At 69.5% G+C, this 19,826-nt stretch carries 13 protein-coding genes and 1 pseudogene; 6 read left to right on the forward strand and 8 right to left on the reverse strand.

Annotated features, from left to right (window positions below; translation table 11 throughout):
- Nucleotides 1-48: 48 nt before the first annotated feature.
- The 5 genes from AB1460_RS25105 to AB1460_RS25125 are packed head-to-tail and all read right to left on the reverse strand — an operon-like array spanning nt 49 to nt 12,574.
- On the reverse strand, nt 49-4,188 hold the full coding sequence (locus tag AB1460_RS25105) for an Eco57I restriction-modification methylase domain-containing protein (RefSeq protein ID WP_368964571.1): 4,140 nt from the start codon (nt 4,186-4,188) through the stop codon (nt 49-51).
- Nucleotides 4,185-7,064: a helicase-related protein gene (locus tag AB1460_RS25110; protein ID WP_368964572.1), complete on the reverse strand. Its 2,880-nt coding sequence runs from the start codon at nt 7,062-7,064 to the stop codon at nt 4,185-4,187. The genes AB1460_RS25105 and AB1460_RS25110 overlap by 4 nt, the downstream gene beginning before the upstream one ends.
- The gene (locus AB1460_RS25115) at nt 7,061-8,929 is read right to left on the reverse strand and encodes a Zn-binding domain-containing protein (RefSeq protein WP_368964573.1); all 1,869 of its coding nucleotides are present in this window, start codon (nt 8,927-8,929) and stop codon (nt 7,061-7,063) included. The genes AB1460_RS25110 and AB1460_RS25115 overlap by 4 nt, the downstream gene beginning before the upstream one ends.
- Nucleotides 8,919-12,260: a DEAD/DEAH box helicase gene (locus AB1460_RS25120; protein ID WP_368964574.1), complete on the reverse strand. Its 3,342-nt coding sequence runs from the start codon at nt 12,258-12,260 to the stop codon at nt 8,919-8,921. Before AB1460_RS25120 ends, AB1460_RS25115 begins: the two co-directional genes overlap by 11 nt.
- 59 nt (nt 12,261-12,319) lie before the next feature.
- Entirely contained in the window at nt 12,320-12,574 is a 255-nt protein-coding gene (locus tag AB1460_RS25125; RefSeq protein WP_368964575.1) for a hypothetical protein, read from the reverse strand.
- 33 nt (nt 12,575-12,607) lie between these two features.
- Here AB1460_RS25125 and AB1460_RS25130 point away from each other — a divergent pair.
- The 3 genes and pseudogenes from AB1460_RS25130 to AB1460_RS25140 form a co-directional block, all read left to right on the forward strand.
- Nucleotides 12,608-12,826: pseudogene (locus tag AB1460_RS25130) on the forward strand (hypothetical protein); the annotation flags it as partial.
- 94 nt (nt 12,827-12,920) lie between these two features.
- On the forward strand, nt 12,921-13,505 hold the full coding sequence (locus tag AB1460_RS25135; RefSeq protein WP_368964576.1) for a ribonucleotide reductase: 585 nt from the start codon (nt 12,921-12,923) through the stop codon (nt 13,503-13,505).
- Between the two features lie 334 nt (nt 13,506-13,839).
- Nucleotides 13,840-14,400, forward strand: coding sequence for a non-canonical purine NTP pyrophosphatase (locus tag AB1460_RS25140; RefSeq protein WP_368964577.1), 561 nt, complete (start codon nt 13,840-13,842; stop codon nt 14,398-14,400).
- Nucleotides 14,401-14,572: 172 nt separating this feature from the next.
- On the opposite strand, the gene AB1460_RS25145 is transcribed toward AB1460_RS25140, so the two are convergent.
- The gene (locus AB1460_RS25145) at nt 14,573-15,841 is read right to left on the reverse strand and encodes an MFS transporter (protein ID WP_368964578.1); all 1,269 of its coding nucleotides are present in this window, start codon (nt 15,839-15,841) and stop codon (nt 14,573-14,575) included.
- A 347-nt stretch (nt 15,842-16,188) separates the two neighbouring features.
- On the opposite strand from AB1460_RS25145, the gene fxlM reads away from it, so the two are divergent.
- Together fxlM and AB1460_RS25155 are read left to right on the forward strand one after the other, a co-directional pair.
- The gene (gene fxlM / locus AB1460_RS25150; RefSeq protein ID WP_368964579.1) at nt 16,189-17,463 is read left to right on the forward strand and encodes a methyltransferase, FxLD system; all 1,275 of its coding nucleotides are present in this window, start codon (nt 16,189-16,191) and stop codon (nt 17,461-17,463) included.
- 204 nt (nt 17,464-17,667) lie between these two features.
- On the forward strand, nt 17,668-18,507 hold the full coding sequence (locus AB1460_RS25155) for a hypothetical protein (protein ID WP_368964580.1): 840 nt from the start codon (nt 17,668-17,670) through the stop codon (nt 18,505-18,507).
- A gap of 33 nt (nt 18,508-18,540) precedes the next feature.
- Here the strand turns inward: AB1460_RS25155 and AB1460_RS25160 are convergent, their stop codons facing one another.
- Nucleotides 18,541-19,095 (reverse strand): hypothetical protein, encoded by a 555-nt coding sequence (locus AB1460_RS25160; RefSeq protein WP_368964581.1) that lies wholly within the window; start codon nt 19,093-19,095, stop codon nt 18,541-18,543.
- A 38-nt stretch (nt 19,096-19,133) separates the two neighbouring features.
- On the reverse strand, nt 19,134-19,499 hold the full coding sequence (locus AB1460_RS25165; RefSeq protein ID WP_368964582.1) for a hypothetical protein: 366 nt from the start codon (nt 19,497-19,499) through the stop codon (nt 19,134-19,136).
- A gap of 64 nt (nt 19,500-19,563) precedes the next feature.
- On the opposite strand from AB1460_RS25165, the gene AB1460_RS25170 reads away from it, so the two are divergent.
- Nucleotides 19,564-19,826 (forward strand): hypothetical protein (locus tag AB1460_RS25170; protein WP_420497354.1); only part of this gene is annotated, 263 nt, incomplete at its 3' end.

Raw genomic sequence — 19,826 nt, forward strand, 5'->3', positions numbered from 1 at the left:
CAACTACTGTAAACGTGAGGCGCGACGGTTAGAGGCTGTTTCTGTGGACTATAGCGGGGCGGAGTGGCGAGGGCCCTGGCCGGCGGGGATATCGGCTGCGGTGCGCCAAGGGAACCCGGTAACTGCAGCGGTGGCCATTCGGGTATAGGCGTCGAGGACCAGGCGGCGGGTGCGATACTCGCTATAGGTCTTCTTTTCGGCGCTCGCAAGGGTGCGGAAGGTGCTGAGGATGTGCTCGGTGTCGGCTGGCTGGAAGCCGTAGATGTGTAGGAACGCAGCGTCGAGATCGGCTTGGAGGATGGCGCGCCGGTGAGGTCTCCAGCGGAAAGGCTCGCCGTGGTCGCCGAGTTCTTGGGCGTATGGGCGGAGCCGTTTGCTGCTGTAGCTGAGTTCCAGCACATACGGCCGGATCCATTCGGCGAGCGTGTGCTCGCGGTCCCACGGTGTGGGGCGGTCGAACACATCCGGGTGCGGGGCCGCGATCTGCTTGAGGATCGTGTACGTCATGTCAATGCCACTCATCTTCTGGCGGGCAACGTAGTCAAAGGCGATGCTGGAGAACAGCGCGTGCAGGAGGTAGGCGCGCGAAGGGGCGGCCGGCAGCACAAGCGGGAACTTGTGGCCGACGCCAGCGGTCGGGAGCGCGCAGGAGATCATCGTGCGGGCATCATCAGCACGGGTGATGTCGCGCCAGCCGAGGAGCCACGCACGATCCCACTTCTCGGCAAGCCTTTCTTGGACGTCCTCTGTGCTGACCCAGTAAAGCGGCCCTGCCTCGACATCCGGGTTGTCGTGCATCTCGTCGTTAAGGCGGGGCAGTTCGGTGTCGCGACTGGTTGGTGCACGCAGGGCGTAGGAGCTGAGCCGGTGGTCGTAGTGCCATAGGAGTTTGGCCTCGTACAGCGGGACATAGCGGGCGGCTGCAGTGGTGCGGATCTCCCAGCCGTCGTCGGCTGTCGCCTGGAGCTCCTGACGACGGTGGAACAGCCTGCTGTCGTTAGACATGTCGAACATGCGTAGGAAAGCCAGCCCCCAGGGGTTCCCGCTCGGGTCGTCGTCGCGGATAAGGATGGGGTGGCGGCGGTAAGCGGCGATTGTGAGGTCGGCGTCGGCCCGGGTGATGAACACAGGGCAGTTGCCGGTGTTGGGGTTGAGCAGCTGGATCTCGTGCGGCGTGATCGTGAAGACCCGGTCAGTCGTGACATCGGTGGGGTACTTGCTGAAGAAGGACATCCGCACATGCTCAACCGGGGCCGCGGGACCACGGATCGCGGACACAGCGAACCGGAACCTGCGGTTTCCCACATCGGTCCAGATGCGTGGGTTGGTGACGAAGTCGTGAAAGGCGGCGAGCGCCCTCGTCGCGACCAGATCTCCGAAGAAGGCGGATGTGGTCTTGTCGGTCGCGAGTCCGGTGGGGGTGACGACGCCGGCCGAGCCGTCCGCAGAGATGAGGGTGCGGAACGTCTCAGCGAAGACACTGAAGGTGTTGATATCGCCACGACCGGTCAGCGGATGGCGTCCGCTGCCCAGGAGGTACTGGGCTGTCGCGGCGGCCCTCCGCTGAGCGGCGTGGTAGCGCGCAGCCAGGTCTGGGTCCTCGTCGGCGAGCGCGGCGATGGCTTGGCGGCGTTTGGCAGCGTTCGCGGCTTTGGCGATGTCGTCCCGGCCGGCGGCGGCGAACCACTCCTTCTCCTGGATCTTCACCCGTTCCCATGGGGGGTTGCCGAGCAGGCAGGAGAAGCCCCCGACCCAGCCGGTCGCGGGGTCCGCGTCGGTGGTGCCGGGCTCGGGGACGGTGAAGATGCCGGGGAACTCCAGATGCCAGTGGAAGAACCGGTAGTCGCGGGCAAGGGTGTCGATGAGAGCGGCGGTGTGTGGGCTGACCCCTTCGGGGTTGTCCTGGAGCTGTTGGACGGTGTCGTGGGTGATGCCCGGTCCGGCGTCACGGGTCTTGGGCTGGACGAAGGCGGCGCACCAGGCGTCCGCGACGCGCCGGGCGGCGTGCAGTTCCGGGTCGGCGGCGAACCGACGCCAAGCGTCGGCGCGAGCGCGCACGTCGTCGAGGGAGCGGTCGGGCTGGGCTTCGATGTCGGCGAGGCGCTTGGTCAGCCCGACGGTGGGCAGGCCGAGGGCGCTGATGTCGAACAAGGTGTCCTGCGGGGGGCGTTCGCGTTCGGTCTTGTTGCGGCGGCGGAGTTTGTTTGTCCAGTCTCTGTCGTCGCCGTCGAGGATGGTGAACGCCGTGTCGGGGATGTTGCCGCGTAGCAGCTTCGGGGTGGTTCCCAGCAGGGCGTTGCCGACCTTGAGGTGGGCGTCGAGGAAGGCGAGTGGTTTGCCGCGTTCGAGGGTTTCCAGCCACAGGGCGACCTTGGCGATCTCGACGGCGAGGTCGTTGAGATCTACGCCGTAGACGCAGCGCGAGACGACGTCGCGTAGCGCCGTGCGGACGTGCTCCGGTGGCGGTTCGGGGTCGCCGGTGCGGACGGCGGCGAGCGCCTTGGCGATGCGACGGGCGGCGGCGACGAGGAAGTGCCCGGACCCGCAGGCGGGGTCGCAGACGGTCAGGTCGAGCAGCGCCGCCTCGGGGGCGGCTGCGCGCAGTGCGGCGTCGATGAGGGGGTCGAGTGCCTCGTCGAGGACGAGGGCGATGAGGTCGCTGGGGGTGTAGTAGGAGCCGGACTTCTTCCGCTCGTTGCCGGCGGTCTCTTCCAGGACGAAGGTGCGGGCGGCGGGGTCGTAGCGGGGGACGTAGGCGAGGAGCCCTTCGTAGACGCTGCCGAGTTCCTCGCTGTCGAGGTTGCGGTAGTCGATGGGGCGAGATGCTCCGGTCTGCTTGTCGGTGACCTGGGACAGGGTGCGCACGGCGGCGAGCAGGTGGCGGTTGCTCAGCTGGGCGGTGCGGAGCAGCCCGATGGCGTCGGGTTCGTAGAGGCTGGCGGCCAGGCCGGGCAGGGCGAGGAGGGGGTTGCCGTCTCCGCCGAGGGCGTCGGTGACGAGCCGGTGGGCTTCCCACAGGTCGCCGTGGCGGCTGCCGGTGCGGGTGGCGGCTAGGCGGCGTAGCCGGTCGGTGCTGAAGTGCTGCTCGTAGCGGGCGCGGGCGGCGGGGTCGCAGTCGGTGGGGTGGAGCAGGTCGCGGTCTTCGGCGACGAAGGTGACGATGAGTCGGTAGGCGATCCGCAGCAGCCAGCGGTGGAAGTCGTGCAGCGCCCCCTCGCTGGAGGCGAGAGCGGCGACGAGTTCGCTGTTCGCTGGGTGGGCGACGAAGCCGGTGCCGAGGTTGGTCAGGGCGGCGGCCACCCCCTCACGCAGGGCGTCGAGGGCGCGCGCTCCGTCGTGGATGGCGCTGCTGCGCCACTGTTCGATCCAGCAGTCGTCGGCCCGCGGCCCGCTCGGCCCGGTATCGGCGATGACCTCGGCGTCTTCTTCCCCGTCGGCGCCGGCGGGCTGAACGTCGCTGGTGTCGGTATCGGTGCCGGTGGTGCTGGTCTCGCGGGGGGTGAGCCGGCTGGCGTGCAGGACGGTGAACAGCAGCCGGAAGTCGGCGTAAAGCTGGTTGTCGAAGATCAGGTCGAGGTCGTATTCGAGGTAGGACTGGCGGGCGAGGCTGGAGGTGTCGCGCAGGACCCGTAGCGCGCTGCCGTTGGACAGGATTGCCCACAGGTGCGCCGGGCTGCGGTTGAGCAGCTCCTGGATCATTGCGTGCGGCGCGCGGGCGGTCACCCCTGGTGTCTTGTGGTCCAGGTCGATGTCCGGGCCGAGCAGGTGGATGGCGAGGGCGGCGGTGGGGTTGCCGGTGCCGGCCGGCGGCCAGAACAGCTGGTGGGAGACTGGGAAGTGCGCGGGTGTGCTCTCTCCCAGGCCGGGTGGCAGGTCGATTCCCGCGCGCAGCGGGGTGGGGCGGCCGTAGCCGAGTTCGTAGAACAGCGGGAGGAGCCACCTGTCACGGGTGTAGCCGGTGGCCGGCGCACCCGCGATCTTGGCGAGTCCCTTCTTCCACGCTTGATGGGCTGGGAGGAGCACATCCCAGGCGCGGGCGGCGGCGGCGTTGACGGTGAGGGCGCCGACCAGGCCGTAGTCGGTGGGCTGCTGTCCGGGCAGGGTGCCGTCAGCGGCGCGGGTCAGCGCGTCGGCGGGGATGACCGACCCGGTGAGCCGAACGGACTTGAACCCGGACAGGCCGCTCATCGTTCACTCCGATCGGGCAGCAGGACGTAGACGCCGAGGACATCGGCTGGTGGCAGGGGTTTGGCGGTCAGGCCGCGGCGCAGACCGCCGGTCGTCTGCCGCACGCGTCGGTGCTGGTCGACGGTCTCGGTAGCGAGGGCGGCGCCGCGGCGGTCGAGCTCGTCCTGCAGGGCGGGGAGCCGGTCGACGGCGCGGGACAGCTGTGCGCGGGCGAGCTCGTCGAGGACGTTGCCGGTCGGGGCGGCGTCCAGCAGGTGGGCGGCGTCCTCCTCGGCCAGCCAGATCGGCCGATCGTCGTCGTCGAGGGTGTAGGCGAGGAACTGCGCGTCCTCGGCGATCTGCACGATCGACCGGCGCCGTCCCGGCAGGGTGAGTTCGATCCGGTAGCGGACGACGAGCATCGTCGTGACGGTGGTGACCTGCCGGGTGCGTAGGACGGCCGCGCGGCGGGCCGGGCGTGCCTCGGTCGGTAGGTGCGGGTCGAGGGCGGCGTCGAGGACGTAGCGGGCGAGCGCTTCGATGGTGGTGTCGGTGCGGGTGAGGAGCGCGTCGCCGGGTGGGGCGGGCAGGCTGCGGCGGAACCGGACGAGGTTCCCCTTGCCTGGAGGAAGCTGATCGACGACTGCGCGGGGCAGCGTGGTGGGGGCGACGGTGAACCCGTCGTCTGTGGGTGTGATCTGGCCGCCGAGGAGCGCCAGTGTGTCGCGGGTGAACCGTTCGGCGTCGGTGGGGCCGCCCAGAGCACGGCGGACCTCGGTGAGGACGGCGGCCACGGCCTCGGGGCGCAGCGCGGCTTGGCGGAACCGGCTGCGGGAGGCTTTCTCCCGTTCGGCGGCGTCCTGCCATCGGGTGACGACGGCGCCCGCGGTGTCGCTTCCCACGGTGGCACCGAGGTCGAGGGCGAGCTGGTCGGGCTCGGTGCCGCGCAGCAGCAGGCTTTCCCACACAGCCTGCATGACGGTGCTGGAGTCGGCCGGGACGGGCACGGACACCCCGGTGGTTTTCTTGATGGCCGCGTGGCGGCGGATGAGTACGTCGAGCACGACCCCGTCGATGCGGTTGTCTCGGCCGTAGTAGGTGATCGCGCGCACGGTAGGGGCGGTCTGGCCGAACCGGTCCACCCGGCCTTCGCGCTGTTCGTGGCGGGTGGGGTTCCAGGCGAGGTCGTAGTGCAGAACGGCGGTGAACCCGTTCTGGAGGTTGACGCCTTCGGACAGGCAGTCGGTGGCGACCAGCACGCGTGGTCCGTCGTGGGCGATCAGGTCGTTGACGCGGTCCTCGCGTTCCTCGGGTGGAAGGGTGCCGGTGACCTCCTCGATCCGTACTGGGCCGGGGAGAACGTTACGCAGATGGGCGGCGACGTACTCGGCGGTCGGGATGTACCGGCAGAACAGGATCGGGTGGTAGCCGTCGGCGAGCAGGGCGCGGACCATGTCGGTGGCGCGCCGCAGCTTCGCGTCGCCTTTGGGGCCGCGCAGTGCTGCGGCCTGCCGGGCGAACTCGCGCAGCCGGCGGCGGGCGGAGGTGTCGGGGTGAGTGTCGCTGCTGGTGTCGGCTCCGAGCGCGGTGTCCTCGCCGTCACCGGTGTCGTCGGTCTCGGTGTCGAAGACCCGCGGCCCGGCGAGCTGGTCGGCCTCGTCGGTGGTCTCGACGGTGGCCAGTTCGCTGCGGTTGAGCAGGGTCTGTTCGGCGGCGGCGGGGCTGGAGGCCAGGCAGCGCAGCAGTGCTATGGCCGACCACCAGCGGACCCGCTGCCGGACATGGCTGAGTTTCGGGTCGGTGACGGTCTCGCGAGCGTAGGCGAGCACCCGGTCGAACAGCAGCCGGTAGCCGTCGGTCAGGTCGTAGTGCTGCTCGCCCCATTCCCGCTTCGGGAACGGGGTGTCCTCGTCGAGGTAGCCGCGGATGTCGGCGCGCTGGCGCTGGACGAGGTACGTGGCGAGCAGCTGCCGGTCGGCGTCGCGGTCAGGGCCGCTCAGGTCGGCGGGCAGCTGCCCGAGCCGGTCATCGAGCAGGCCGATGAGCCGCTGCCACGCTCCCTCGTCGCCGTTGTGCGGGGTGGCGGTCAGCAGCAGCAGGTGGCGGCCGGGGTCGTCGGCGAGCCGGCGCAGCAGCAGGTACCGCTGGTGGGAGGGACTCCCGGCCAGGCTGGTGGGTGCGATGGCCGTGTGCGCCTCGTCGACGATGACGAGGTCGGGGCAGGCGACGGCGAACTCGTCGCGACGGCTTTTCTGCTTGACGTAGTCCGTACTGATGATCAGGTGCGGATAGTGCTCGTAGATGCTCGTGTTCCACGGCAGGCCGCGGGCGAGCCGGTTGGCGGTGGACGGCAGAAGGAGCTCGGCGTTGATGCCGAACTTCGTGCGCAGCTCGGCCTGCCACTGCGGGGCCAGTTGTGGGCTGCACAGTACGGCGAGACGTTCGGCGTCGCCGGTGGCCAGCAGCTCGGCGGCGACGAGACCGGCTTCGATGGTCTTGCCGATCCCGACCCCGTCGGCGATCAGCAGCCGGGTCGTGTCCTGCGCGGCGCTCATCAGCAGCGGGACGAGCTGGTAGTTGCGTGGGCTGACGCTCAGGGAGGCGAACGACCGGAACGGCCCGGCGCCGGCCCGGAACGACAGGCGCAGCGCGTCGCGCAACAGCCGGGCGCGGGCGGCATCTCCGCGGTCGTCCGGGCTGGGCGGGGTGAACAAGGCCGGGCGGATGGTCTCGTATTCAGGTAGGAGCGCGGTCGTCTCGTCGTCGAGGCCGCCGAGCGGGCGGGCCAGCACGGAGGTGCCGGTCGACCCGGGCAGGACGAGCCAGTCCCGGCCGCGGGCGCTGACGAGCGTGCCTGGGGGGAACTCGACGGCTGGTGTGGCAGGCGCGGTCGTCATGCGGTCATCCCCTGGCGGCCGGGGCCGAACACGCCGCGGTTGTCCGCGACGGTGCGCTGCCAGCCCTCACGATTGTCAGCGCGGAACCGCAGGACGAGCCAGCCTTCGTTCTCCAGCCTGCGGCGGGCGGCGACGTCTCGGCCTGCGATGTGCGGGTCGTCGTGGACCGGGCCGTCGAGGAACACCGCGACGTCGGCCTGGGGCGTGCGGTAGGCGAAGTCCGGGCGGACGCGCAGGCCGTCGACGATCTCCTGCGCCTGGTCGGGGAGCCGGTAGCCACCGTCGTCGAGGAAACGCAGGAACTCCCGTTCCAGGCCGTTGCTGGCCGCGTCGAGCCGTTGCCGCTGGGTGGTTCGGTCCTCCCCACCCGTTCCACCGACAGCAAGGTCGGCGTCGCGGAGCTGCAGCAGCAGGGCCCTCGCGGCATGCCGGTCCAGGCTCTGGTGATCCCACTGGTTGGTATAGGAAAGCAGGCAGTGGTAGCAGGCCTGCGCGCACCGTTCGGTCGCGTGCGGGGCGTGCCCGAGGTCGGTGCCGTCCTCCGCGTCAAAGTGCAGCAGTTCCAGGCCGCGGCGGGCGACCCGGGCGATCTGGCCGTGTTCGGTGACCAGCCGGCGCAGGACCCCGGCGCCGCCTTCCGCCGCCTCGAAGAACAGCAGCATCTTCCAGGCGGCTTCGCCGGTCCGGTCAGGCAGCGGCTCGGCGGCGAGCTCGTTGTCCTCCAGCTGGAACACCGCCTCGATGCCCCGTTTGAGCGCGTACATGACGGCCATCCGCTGCTCGGCGGTGGTGTTCTCGCCGAGCCGGACGAGCAGCGCGTTGCGGTGGTCCTCGACGTAGGGGACGACGCGTTGGACGCGGGCGTCGGCGGCCGGCAGGTCGTTGTCCGGTGGGGTGCTCGCGTCCCCGTCCCCGGCGCCCACGTCGGTCTGGTCGGCCGCGCGGGCCCAGCGGCCGTCCACTGTGTCGAGCAGGTAGCCGAGCTGGTTCTTGTTCTTGCGGCGGCGCAGCCCGATGTTCATGCGCCGGATCAGCGCGGTGTCGCCGTAGGTGAGCTCGGCGAGCTGTTCTCCGCCGGGGCCGCGCAAGTGGCTGGTCTGCTGGCTGGAGCGCTCGCCGTGTGGCTCGAACCGCACCGACGTGACGATCTCGTGGCCGGCGCGCTGCCGTTCCTCCTCGTCGGCGCTGATCCGGTCCCGGCGCCGGGTCTTGACGGCCAGCAGGCGCATGAGCTGGTCGAGCAGGATGAGATCGCTGCTGTCGCACTGCTCACAGGTCTCGTGACCGGTGCTGCCGTTGCCGTCGTGCAGATACCCGCAGGACCCGCACCGTTTCATCTCGGTGAGGTGGACACCGAGGCCGTCGTCGCGGGCGGGAAGCGTGACCTTCACGACCTCGTACCGTGCGCCTTCGTGGTAGATGAACGCCCCGGGGCCGAACTCGCTGATGGCCACGAACCGGGGGCGCTGCACGTAGTCGCCCTGCCGCTGGTCACGGCCGCGGTGGGGGGCGGGGATGAACGCGGCGAGCGGGAGGCGGGGGAACGAGTAGCCGGGGAGGAATCCTTCGGAGGCGAAGTAGCGGTAGGTGTAGAAGTCGCCGTGGTGGACGTCGTCGACATCCCCCTTGAGCAGGTCCAGGGCGGCGCGGGCCTCGGCGACCTGACCGCGGGCGCGGCGTTTGCTCGGCTCGTCCGCACCGATCTTCTTCAGGACTGCGTTGGCGCTGTCCAGTTCGGCCAGCGCGTCGCGGTACAGGCTGCGCCAGCGGTCCAGGCTGCGCCGGAACGCGTGCGGCGCGTCGGTCACGGTGCGTTCCACCCAGTCCGCGCGCCACCACGGCGCGCAGGTCACCTCACCGGTCACCTCCAGCAGCCCGGCGATACGGGACCGGGCGCGAGCGGCTGAGCGCCGGATGGGTGATCTTCGCCTCGATGTGTGGGTGCAGTGGCTGGCCGGGGGCTTCGACGTCAAGCACGTCGGTCATGCTCGCCTTGAGGTCGAGGTCGGCTTCGACCAGCCACAGGGCGTGCGCATGGGCGCGGACGAGGTCCTGGTTGCCCAGCTCCAGCCGCGGCGGGGTGACCGCGCCGGCGACCATGTCCTCGCCGCGGGCGAAGTAGTAGTTGTCGTGCGCGTTCCCGGTGGCGCAGTAGGTGAGCACGACCGCCGGCTGGCCGGACCGGCCCGCCCGTCCGGACCGCTGGGCGTAGTTGGCCGGAGTCGGCGGGACGTTGCGCATCCCGACGACGCTGAGGTCCTTGATGTCGACGCCGAGCTCCATCGTCGGCGAGCAGTACAGGACGGGCAGCTTCGCGTCGGCGAACAGCTGTTCGCGGTCGCGGCGGTCGTCGGCCCGGACCTGGGCGGTGTGCTCGCGGGCCTCCAGCCCAGCCAGTTCGTGGGCGCTTTCGGCGTAGAACGCGTTGAAGAAGGGGTTGACCCGGGCGATGTCGCTGCTGCCGCGCAGCGGGTCGGGCGCGCGGCGGGTGCCGTCGCCGGGCCGCCACTGCAGCACGTCCGCGTTGATCCGGTAGCCGAGGGTCTTTCTATCCTCGATCTTCGTCAGGATCCCGGCTTTCGCCATCGTCGCGAGCAGATCCTGGATGATCACCTCGGCGTCGGCGACCTTGACCGGATGGCTGTGGAGCGGGAACCGACCGGGACGGCGCAGCCACCGGCCATACAGGCCTAGACCGGACACATAGAGGTCCCCTCGGTTACCGACCGTGGTGCGACTGCGCCGCCCAGGATAGGCAGTGGCGGCGTGGACCCCACGGTCATCACCCAGCGCCCACGGCGCCTTCAGCCGTAGCTGGCTGGCCCGCTGGATCTCCTCATAGCGCTCCTCGTGCAGGTACCACGACTCGACGCACATGTGCCGGCGCAGCTCGTCGAGCAGAACATGCATGATCTCCGTGCGGTGCGCCGGCTCGGCGCCGGCAAGCGCGGCATGGGCGCTGCCCCAGTACTTCTCAGTGGCAGCAAGCTCACCGACACTGGCGTAGGAGATCAGCAGCTGGCCAGTCTGCTCCAGGTTCGGCATGGTGATCCGCCAGCCGCGGCGCAGGTCGGCATAGAGCCGGTAGGCGACGGTGTCCCGCAGCGCCTTCTCCGTCCGCCGCCGCGGCTCGAACTCCGCCTCGGGATCCTTCGCGTAGTCGGCGAACCCCAGGTTCAGCGCCTCCATGACCCGCCGGCCCAGAGCATCGTCCGACAGCGGCTCGCCCGGGTCCCGGGTCGCGTGTTCTCGCACCGCCCGGAACAGGGCCGCGCGGATCATCCCCACCAGCACGAAGTCGTTGAAATGCCCGGCCTGCAGACTCGCGTCCTGCCTGTTGTCGGAGAACCCGAGGAACTTCTTCGCCTCGTCGCTGATCTCTTCAGCATCACGCAGAGCACGCACCACCGCCTGCGACAGGACGGTGACCGCACTGGCGCGGCCTTCGGTGCCCAGGCTCGCAACCCGGGAGAACTCTGACTGCCGGCTGCTCTCGTAGCTGGTCTTGCACGTCGGGCAGAAGTGCAGCGTCGTGAAGAACACCGCCGGAATGCCGCCGTGGCCGTCGATGAACCCGAGCGCGTCGACCAGGAGCGGCTGCGGCAACCGGTTACGCCGAGCTGGATCGAGGACACGGAGGCCGTCCTGTTCGACCACCCAGTCGTCCGGCACCCGCTCGATCAGTCCCGGCTCGCCGTAGTCGGGCCACGGCCCGTCGGTCAGGAGCAGCAGTCCCTCCGCCTGGCCCTGTTCCCCGATGGTGCCGTTCAGCAGCCGGGGCAGGAAGGCGTCCCGACCGTCACGCCTGGCTCGGTTGACCACGAGGTAGTCCTGGCCGCATTCGCGGCAGAACGCCAGCGGGTAGAGCGGCTGGCCGGCCGGGCCGTTCGGCGCGCTGCGCTGGTAGGCCGTCGTGATGTACCGGGCGTCGGGGGGTTCCAGAGTCACGTAGGCGGTGTCGCCCTTGCCAATGAACTGGTGCAGCTTGAACGCGAACAGCCCCCGGCCATCGCCGTCGCGGGCGTTCGCGCCGGCGAGCAGCGTCGCGCGCAGCGCCTCACCGGCCGCGTCCTCGCCGACACCGGTGTCGGCTGCCAGCCGCTTCGCGGCGTCGGTGAGCCGGGCCGGGGTCTGCCGGGCGAGACGGCCTTCGTCGTCCTGACGCAGCCCGAACGTCTGCTCGATCCAGATGGCGAGATCGTCGCAGGCCAGCTTCTCGTACGAGGTAGGCGGTTTCCCGTCGATGCCGGCCTTGAGCCGCGCCGGGTCGGCGGTGCCTGCCGTGGCACGACGCAGTGTTTCCCCGACGATGTTCTCCGGTGCGAAGGGCACCCCGAACAGGCGCGTGGCCAGACCGGCGACCTCAACTCGCTGCTCAGCACGGGCACCCGGACCAGCGAGGGTCGCGCTGGTGCCCACGCACTGGAGCGCGCCGGATCCGACCGCGTCCCGCAGACGGCGGACCAGCATCGCCACGTCGGCACCCTGACGACCCCGATAAGTGTGCAACTCGTCGAGGACGAGAAACCGCAGCCCAGCGGCACTGCCGATGAGCCGCCTGCGCTCCTCGGGCCGGACGAGCATCAACTCCAACATCACGTAGTTGGTCAGCAGAATGTCCGGTGGATCAGCCAGAATCCGCTCGCGTTCCTTCTGACTCTCCTGGCCGGTGTACCGCGCGAACGTCACCTTCGGCGACGCGGTCCCGAGGAACTTCTCCAGCTCGCCAACCTGGCTGTTCGCCAGCGCGTTCATCGGATACACGACGATCGCCTGGACACCTCGGCCGCTGCCGTCGCGCAGCACCCGATCGACGATCGGCACGATGTACGCCAACGACTTCCCTGACCCCGTGCCCGTCGTCACCACATAGGACTCGCCCCGGCGGGCGATCTCGACTGCGTCCCGCTGGTGACGGTGCAACGCCAACTCCCGGCCGGCGGGATCGACCGGCGTGCGGTGGCGGAAGATCCCTCGGCAGGCCGGGTGTAGCAGCCCCTCACCGACAAGCGCACTGACGGTGCCGCCGGACTCGAAGGACGGGTTGAGCGCCAGCCACGGCTGCGGCCACAGCAGACCGTCGGCGATCTCACCCGTGACCCTGGACAGGACCCGATCGTCCCGGATGTTCAGAAAGCCCTCGACGAAGGACCGGTAGTCGTCCAGGACCTCGCTGAGAACTCCGAACGCATCCATGGCTGCCCTTCTCACTCGGCGTCACCGCCGGACCCGCCCCGTACGGGTGAAGAGCAATATTAGATGTCGAGTCCGACGGAACCCCGCCCGCTGTTGGTCTTGATGCTCGTTGACATTGAACCGAGGCTGAACTGGCCCGCGCTGCCGACCATCCCAGAGGCGACCGCGATCGCCAGTTCACCGACAAAGCCCGCCAGCGCGTCGAGGGAACCCGCCTCAAGGCCGAGGGCACACTCCTCCCCGCCACACTCGCCCGCGGCACCATCCTCGAAGCCGGAGGCATCCACGAACGGCTCGAACACGCCCTTGGCCACGGTCCCCTCACCTGACACCCACGTGTCGGCGCCGCAGCGGCCACCCCCGAGCAGGCCCGCGACCTCGGCACCTCTCGCGGCACACCGCTGCTCGCTCTCACCCGCCTCTCGATCAGCGGCACGACCGGACGGCCTGTCGAGTCACGACCATCTACCTCACGGACACCGCTTCGAGGTCACCGGCCAGCCGATCACCCGCGACGACACCGCCGCCCCCCGCCAGGGCTGAGAACCGAGGCGGGGACACCGTGACGCCTCTCCAGGGGAGATGCGCTGGCGCTCTATGCTGACTTCTCGGGACGAGACAACATCCGGTGCTCACTGCCAGCTACTAGCGCTAAATGTTGTGGTTCACCTGCCTGGCTGGTCAGGTGATATCCGCGTGTCGATCGAGAGGAACGTGCCTGTGGTGGACGCAGTGTCGATGATGAGAACTCGCTCGGCTGATGGTCTGGCAGAGCGGGCGCTGCGGCGTCGTGAGTCTGTGACGCGGTCGTTCACGGTCGGTGGCGCCTACGGGTTCCTCATTGCCTCCCGGCATCCCGACGGTTCCCTGGCAGACATCAACCTGATCATGTCGAAGCAAGGGTCGACCCTGCGCGGTATGACCGAGACCGTCGCGTTGGCAATCTCGACGGGTCTGGCCCACGGTGTGCCGCTGGCGACGTTCGTGGGGCAGTTCATCGACCTGCGGTTCGAACCGGCCGGGCTGACCGACGACCCGGAACTCCCGCGAGCCACATCAATCATCGACTATGTGGTCAGACGCCTGGCGTTGGACTTCCTCACGGTGGAAGAGCGGGCGGCGCTCGGTGCGCTCACACCAGAGGAACGTGCTGAGCTCGTGACTGAGTCAACCGGGGTGCGGCCGGACGCGCTGGGGGTGCAGATGATGACGCCGTTCGAGATCCCCAGTCAGCTCGTCCGCTGACGAACCGGGCTGCCTCCGCCGGAACGTCCCGCCTGCGGGCAGCGACGCGGGGGCTGCGGGAAAGCGCTGCTCCCGCCTGGCAGCCGCTGCCTGAACCGCCGTCCTCATCCCGCATCGGGCCCCGCCTTGGTGCCCAACCCGTCGGCGACGCCGCCTATGAGGAGCTGGAACCACCCTTGAGCGCAGCGGTACGGCCACGCCGGCAACGGCTACCGCTTCGACCACGCCTTCATCGCCAATCGTCACCTTTCCCCGGCCGGCTGCGACTACCTCCACACGCCCCACCCCGCGGGTTTCAGCAACCATGCTGCCCTGCGCGCGGAATGAGGAACGAATGATCGACCGCGTCACGCTCATCACTGGGAACACAGGCAAGGCCCGCGAGTACGCCAGCCTCCTGGGCGTCGAGGTCGCCGCGACCAGCATGGACCTCATCGAGATCCAGTCTCTGGACGTCGCGACGGTGGTGGAACACAAAGCCGCGGACGCCTACGCCAAGCTGTGGCCGCGCAGCCCGGTCCTCGTCGACGACACCGGTTTGGCGGTGAACGTCTGGAACGGCCTCCCTGGCGCCCTCATCGCCTGGTTTTTGGACAGCGTCGGCACCCAAGGGCTCCTCGCCATGGCGGCGGGCGTAGCCGACCGCAGCGCCACTGCCACGACCGCGCTCGGCTATGCCGATAAAACCGGGGTCCGGGTCTTTACCGGCACGGTGCGCGGGACACTGACCACCGAGCCTCGTGGCAGCGGTGGCTTCGGCTACGACACCATCTTTGTGCCCGCCGGGGGTGCCCAGACCTTCGCGGAAATGTCGAGCGAGGAGAAGAACGCGATCTCACACCGTCGCCTTGCGACCGACGCCCTCCGCAAGGCGCTCGAAAACTCCGCCTCCTGAAAACCCGGCATGGGAGGGGTCTTCTGTAGCACTACCGCTGACCGAAGGGGAGGGACCAGCTCGTCGGGTTCGGTGTGGTGACCGGGATCGACGGCGATGAGGGCGGGCTGCACTGACGGCGACTCACTCTCATCTGGGTGCGGTGAAGATCGATGATGTGCTCCTGGTCTGCTTACGACCGTACCCGAGGGTCGGACCGCTCGCGCCCTTGGCGGGCATGCCGTGCTTCGGGGAGGTTCCTGCCGAAGGCCGCGGCCTCTCTCCACGGTGTCCGGTACGGCAGCAGGACGGCGCTGGCCGCGCAGGCGAGCCCTGCGATCAGGAGTGCGGTTCTGACGTCGGTGAGCGCGGCGAGTCCGCCGCCGGCGACGATGAACAGCGGCTGCACGGTCTTGGAACTGATCCCCCAGGCAGTCCGTATGCGGGCCATGTAGGCGTCGGCGGTGACCTCCATCCGGTAGGTCGCGAAGACCGGGTTGAACACTCCCGCGCACGTCAGGATGGCCGTGTCCGCCACCATGATGATCACTAGTCCGGTCGGGCCGTGGGGCGCGAGCGGGTACAGCAACAGCCAGGGAGCACGCGCCGCACCGGCGATGAGCAGCACACGCCGCTGCCCGCACCGGCGTGCGAGGACAGGGGCGAGCCGTGACCCGACGATCCCGCCGACGCACGGAACGCCCAGCGCCAGGCCGTAGGCAGACGCAGGCAGTTGGAGTTCGTCGAGGATTAGGACCGCGAGCAGCGGAAAGGTCATGACGACGGAGCCACCGAACAGCATTGCGTTGAAGAACAGGGGCCGCAGCCCAGGGTGGGTGAGCAGGTAGCGCCATCCTGAGCGGATGCCGGAATCGGCGCAGCGCTCAGGCGGCGGCGGTTCGCTCGCGCGGATGCGTCGCACGCCCAGGGCGGAGCCGAGGTAGGACGCGGCGTCGATGGCCATCGTCGCGGTGGCCCCGATGCCGCCGATCAGCAGCCCACCCACCGGCGGCCCCGCCGTACCCGACACCCAGTCGGCGGTCTCGAACCAACTGTTCGTCGCCACCCGCCCCGCTGGATCTGTCATCGCCTTCAGGTGCGCCCCGCTGGCGGCACCGAAGGCGATCGACGAGGCCGTCGAGATCGCACCGACCGCGACCAACTGCGGGTAGGTGAGTAGATGCAGCGCGGCGGCGGCTGGCACGCTGGCGAGCGCGGCGAACTGCACCAGATCCGCCGCGATCATGACCGGGCGTTTGCGCCGGTGTTCAATGCTGGCGCCCAGCGGCAGCAGCACCGCCGCGGCGGTGAGGCCGGCCAGGCCGGACAGCATGGACACCTCGAAGGCGGAGGCGTGCAGGACGAGGACGGCGATGATCGGCAGTGCCCCGGACCCGAGGCCGCTGCCCGCCGCACTCACGGCGTAGGCGAGGAGCAGGTTGCGGCGATCTCGGTCCCGCACCGGCGCACGGTACCACCCATGATCCCCCCGGCAAGCTGAACCGCCGTGCAGTGCAGCCCGCAGAATTCGGTGCGGATCACGCGGCCCGCCCAGATGATCGCCTAGCGTCGGCTGGGGGGCGATGGCGCCAGCGGTCACGTAGCAAGCCACGGCGGCCAGCTAGGCAGCTGATCTGCCAGCTGCACGAACATGCGGGCCTGATTCGGGTCGTCGTCGCTGGTCAGGGCTGTCCGGGGACGTGAACGGAGTGTTCGCCGTCTGGGGGATGTATGGCGCGTTGCGATCAGGCATGGTGATAGCGGCCAACCGGCGATCACGATCTGTAGTAGGGATGTTGCCCCGTGGATGTGGTTCAGCAGGATAAGGCGGCGGGTGTCCTCGACGAGGAGCAAGCGGGCGTGCTGCGTGCTCGGCTGGTCGATGGCCTGCTCTCGGGTGGATGGATACGGACAGCAGGGACGGAGGCGGCGTTTCGGGCGGTGCCGCGGCATCTGTTCACGCCCGAGGCGTCGCTGGAGGCGGCGTACGCCGACGATGTCGTGCGGACGAAGTTCGACGCCGACGGCGTGGCAATCAGTTCGGTGTCCGCGCCCTGGTTGCAGGCGACGATGATCGAGCAGGCGCGGCTGGTTCCCGGGATGCGCTGCCTGGAGCTGGGCTCGGGTGGGTACAACGCGGCGCTTCTCGCCGAGCTCGTCGGCCCGACGGGCGAGGTGACCACGGTCGACATCGACCCGGAGATCACCGATCGGGCCACGCGCTTCCTCACGGCGACGGGCTACGACCAGGTCCGGGTCCTGACCCGCGACGGCTGGCACGGCGCGGCCGAACACGCCCCGTTCGACGCGATCATCGTGACGGCGCAGGCCGTCGACATCTCACCGGCCTGGGTTGACCAGTTGGTCGACGGCGGCCGGCTGGTCATCCCGCTTCGGCTGCGCGGTCTGAGCCGCGGGGTCGCCTTCGAACGTCACGGCGGCCAACTCGTCAGCCGTGAGACGCAGATGTGCGGCTTCGTCCGCATGCAGGGCGCCGGCGCGAACCCGATGCGACGCCTCGCGCTGCGCGGCGATGAGATCGCCCTGCGCTTCGACGGTAACTACCCGGCGAAGCCCGAGCTGTTCGACGGCATCCTCAGCACCCCTCGCGTCGATGTCTGGACCGGGGTGCACATCCCGCCCATGACCCCGTTCGACACGCTCAAGCTCTGGCTCGCGACCGTGTTCGACGGCTACTGCCAGCTCGACGTCGCGAAGGACACGGCAACGGAGTCCCTCGCGCCCGCCGGACGCCCCCCTGGCGACGCCGTCGTCAACGATGCCAGCGTCGCCTACCTGACCTGCCCTAAGATCGCCGAATCGTTGTACGAGTTCCGCGTCCACGCCTTCGGTCCCGACGCCACCGCTCTTGCCGAGGACCTCGCCGACCAGGTCCGTACCTGGGAACACGACCACCGTGACGGCCCCGATCCCCGCGTCACCGCCCACGCCTTCGGGACCCCGGACCACGACCTGCCACCGGGCCGGACTCTCGACCGTGCCCACAGCCGCATCACCATCACCTGGCCACATCCAGCCGACCCGGATGCCACCTACCACGGCTCCCGGCCAGCGCCGAGCTAGATCTTGCAGGGTGTGGGAGCGCGGCCGGGGACACGCCGTCCTGTCGGTGCTGGCAGCCTCGCTCGGATGCCGGTGGACACGCGAGAGCGCACCCTTCGCCCACCTTCAGTGTTCGAAGTGCGACTATATGTCGGTATTTCGTGGTTTCGATCTTGCGATCCACCGAGTACCTGACGACGCGCCGTCGACCGATGGGGAGGTCTGGTGAGCCGGGGAACGGACTCCTCTGTGCTGCGGCTGGTGCACTACACGCCATCCAACTCGGGACTGGACGCGGAGGCAGGGCGGTCCGCGTTGGAGGCTCTGTCTCGGGTGGTTCCTCGACTGCTGGCTCCCAAGACGCATTCCTCTCGCATCGTCGCCGAGGACGTCGACCGTCTCCCGGGCGTCGAGGCGCTGCTGTTCGCGCTGGTCGACGCCCAGGAGGTGCATGTCGTCGGTGGCAGCTGGCTCGCGCAGCAGATGCGCGACCTGCTGCGCGCCGGGAAGGTGGCCGGCTGGAGTCTGCACGAGCTGCCGCAGACCAGGACACCGGTATTCGCGCTTTTCCCGCTCCTGCCGCTGACCACGATCACAGCGTTCGAGAAGTCTCCGTTCACCACAGTGGAAGAGGTCGCCGCGGTTCCGGACGACGGGTTGCGGGAACTCCGCCGTCTGGGAACGAAGAGTATTCCCGCGATCCGCGAGGCCTGCGCCCATCCCGCGGTGCGGGAGTTCGGCAGCTCGACGGCGGCGTTGCCCGACCTCACGGACGCACCGCCCTTCGGTGATCGGATGCACCTCGCTCACCAGATCCGCAACCAGGGCTTCCTGGAGGGTCTTCTGCACGGGTCATTGCCGCAGAACGCGGTCGATGCGATTATCAGATCGATCGAGGCCGAGCCGGTACCACCCGCCGACCCGCTGGTGGTTCTGCTCCTGGAGACCGCTGGCGCGACGGACCTTCTCGCGTACTACGTGAGCACCCACGGGCCCGCGGCGGCGCAGTCCGAGGCGCCGAGCGATGACACCGAGGGCCTCTCTCCTGCGGACATCCGCGGATAGGCCCCCTGCCGGTCGCGGGCGCCCACCCAGCGGTCACCCGCGCCGGCGTCGGCCAAGGACCCACCATGCCCGCCGCCATCCACAATCGACCGGCCGCTCCCGGGCCCCGGCGGAGCCGTCGCGCAGCGCCACCGACGGCACAGTCTCCGGAGGCATTGCCGGTCCCGGCGTCGAGTCCGGCGAGCGCCCGACTTCCGGCCCCAGCGTGAGCGCCGGCGAGTACCGGAGACTGTCGCCGCCGGCCCGCTTCTGCCCGTGGTCTCCTTCGCCGGGTTCCTGCTGGTGGCGCGCCTTGGCCCAGTCTGCGGCGTCAAGCGCGGTAGCGGCGCGGATCAGCATCCAAGCCAGAGCGTGGGCTTCCCCCGGGGCGAGGTATTCGTAGCCGCTGCGGGTGGGGGCGCGGTCACCGAAGTCGACGCTGACGACCGCCGGGTAGACGGTGGACGCCGTCACGTACTGTTCGACCCGCACGCGCAACCGGCCGTTCACCGCCGCACGTAATCCGGGAAGCTCAGGAAGGTCGATCTCCGCGATCTCCCCGATGTGATGGTCACCGGGACCACCGGGTTCGGGCTGAAGATGACCCACAGGCAACTGACACCACGCGGGGCAGGAGCAGTCCGCGGTCATCGGATGACACGCCGCCGTCTCAGCATGCGGCCAGGGGTGGAGTCCGCCCTGGGGGTGTGCCAGACGAGACGGAGGTTCCGTCCAGCCACGGCAAGGATCGCCGCAGCGTCGTCCGCGCTGGAACACGACATGGACGACGTCCCACCGCGGACGACGACGAAGGCATGGTCGTCGAACTGGAGTCCCCAGCCGAACACCGCGTCCTCCAGCAGGCCGACGTCCTGTTCGACGAGCGCGAACATGCGGGGCGCGTGTCCGGCCACGAACATCTCCAGCATCCCCGGCGTGTCCTGGATGTCTCTCAGCCAAGCCAGATCGGCCTGTAGCTGATCGTCGGACTGGACGTGGGGCTCAATCGTCATGCGGTCTGTCCCTAAGGTCGGTGTTGTTCGGGGTTGGTGCCCCGGATGCCCGGGGCGACGGGGTGTGGCTGATGCGGTCCTGCTGCACGGTGGCTCGAAAGGAATGGCCGCCCCGTCGCTCTGGACGCCCTGGCCGCTGATTCAGATCTGCTGCGGACCGTCGCTGTTTAGGGACCTGCTGGCGGGGCTGTCCACGGGGATGACCTGCGACAACAGGAGATCGGGCGTGGAGGATCGGCCGCTGGTCTGGGTCGGCATCGATGTGGGCAAGGCGACGCATCACGCGTGTGCGCTGGACCCGGCCGGCAAGGTGGTGTTCTCGCGGAA

Source organism: Parafrankia sp. FMc2 (assembly GCF_041008525.1).
Taxonomy (GTDB): Bacteria; Actinomycetota; Actinomycetes; order Frankiales; family Frankiaceae; genus Parafrankia.

Coding starts and splice junctions, on each gene's coding strand:
- AB1460_RS25120 (WP_368964574.1), bottom strand. CDS start 12,260: ATGGATGCGTTCGGAGTTCTCAGCGAGGTCCTGGACGACTACCGGTCC.
- AB1460_RS25105 (WP_368964571.1), bottom strand. CDS start 4,188: ATGAGCGGCCTGTCCGGGTTCAAGTCCGTTCGGCTCACCGGGTCGGTC.
- AB1460_RS25140 (WP_368964577.1), top strand. CDS start 13,840: ATGATCGACCGCGTCACGCTCATCACTGGGAACACAGGCAAGGCCCGC.
- AB1460_RS25165 (WP_368964582.1), bottom strand. CDS start 19,499: ATGACGATTGAGCCCCACGTCCAGTCCGACGATCAGCTACAGGCCGAT.
- AB1460_RS25110 (WP_368964572.1), bottom strand. CDS start 7,064: ATGACGACCGCGCCTGCCACACCAGCCGTCGAGTTCCCCCCAGGCACG.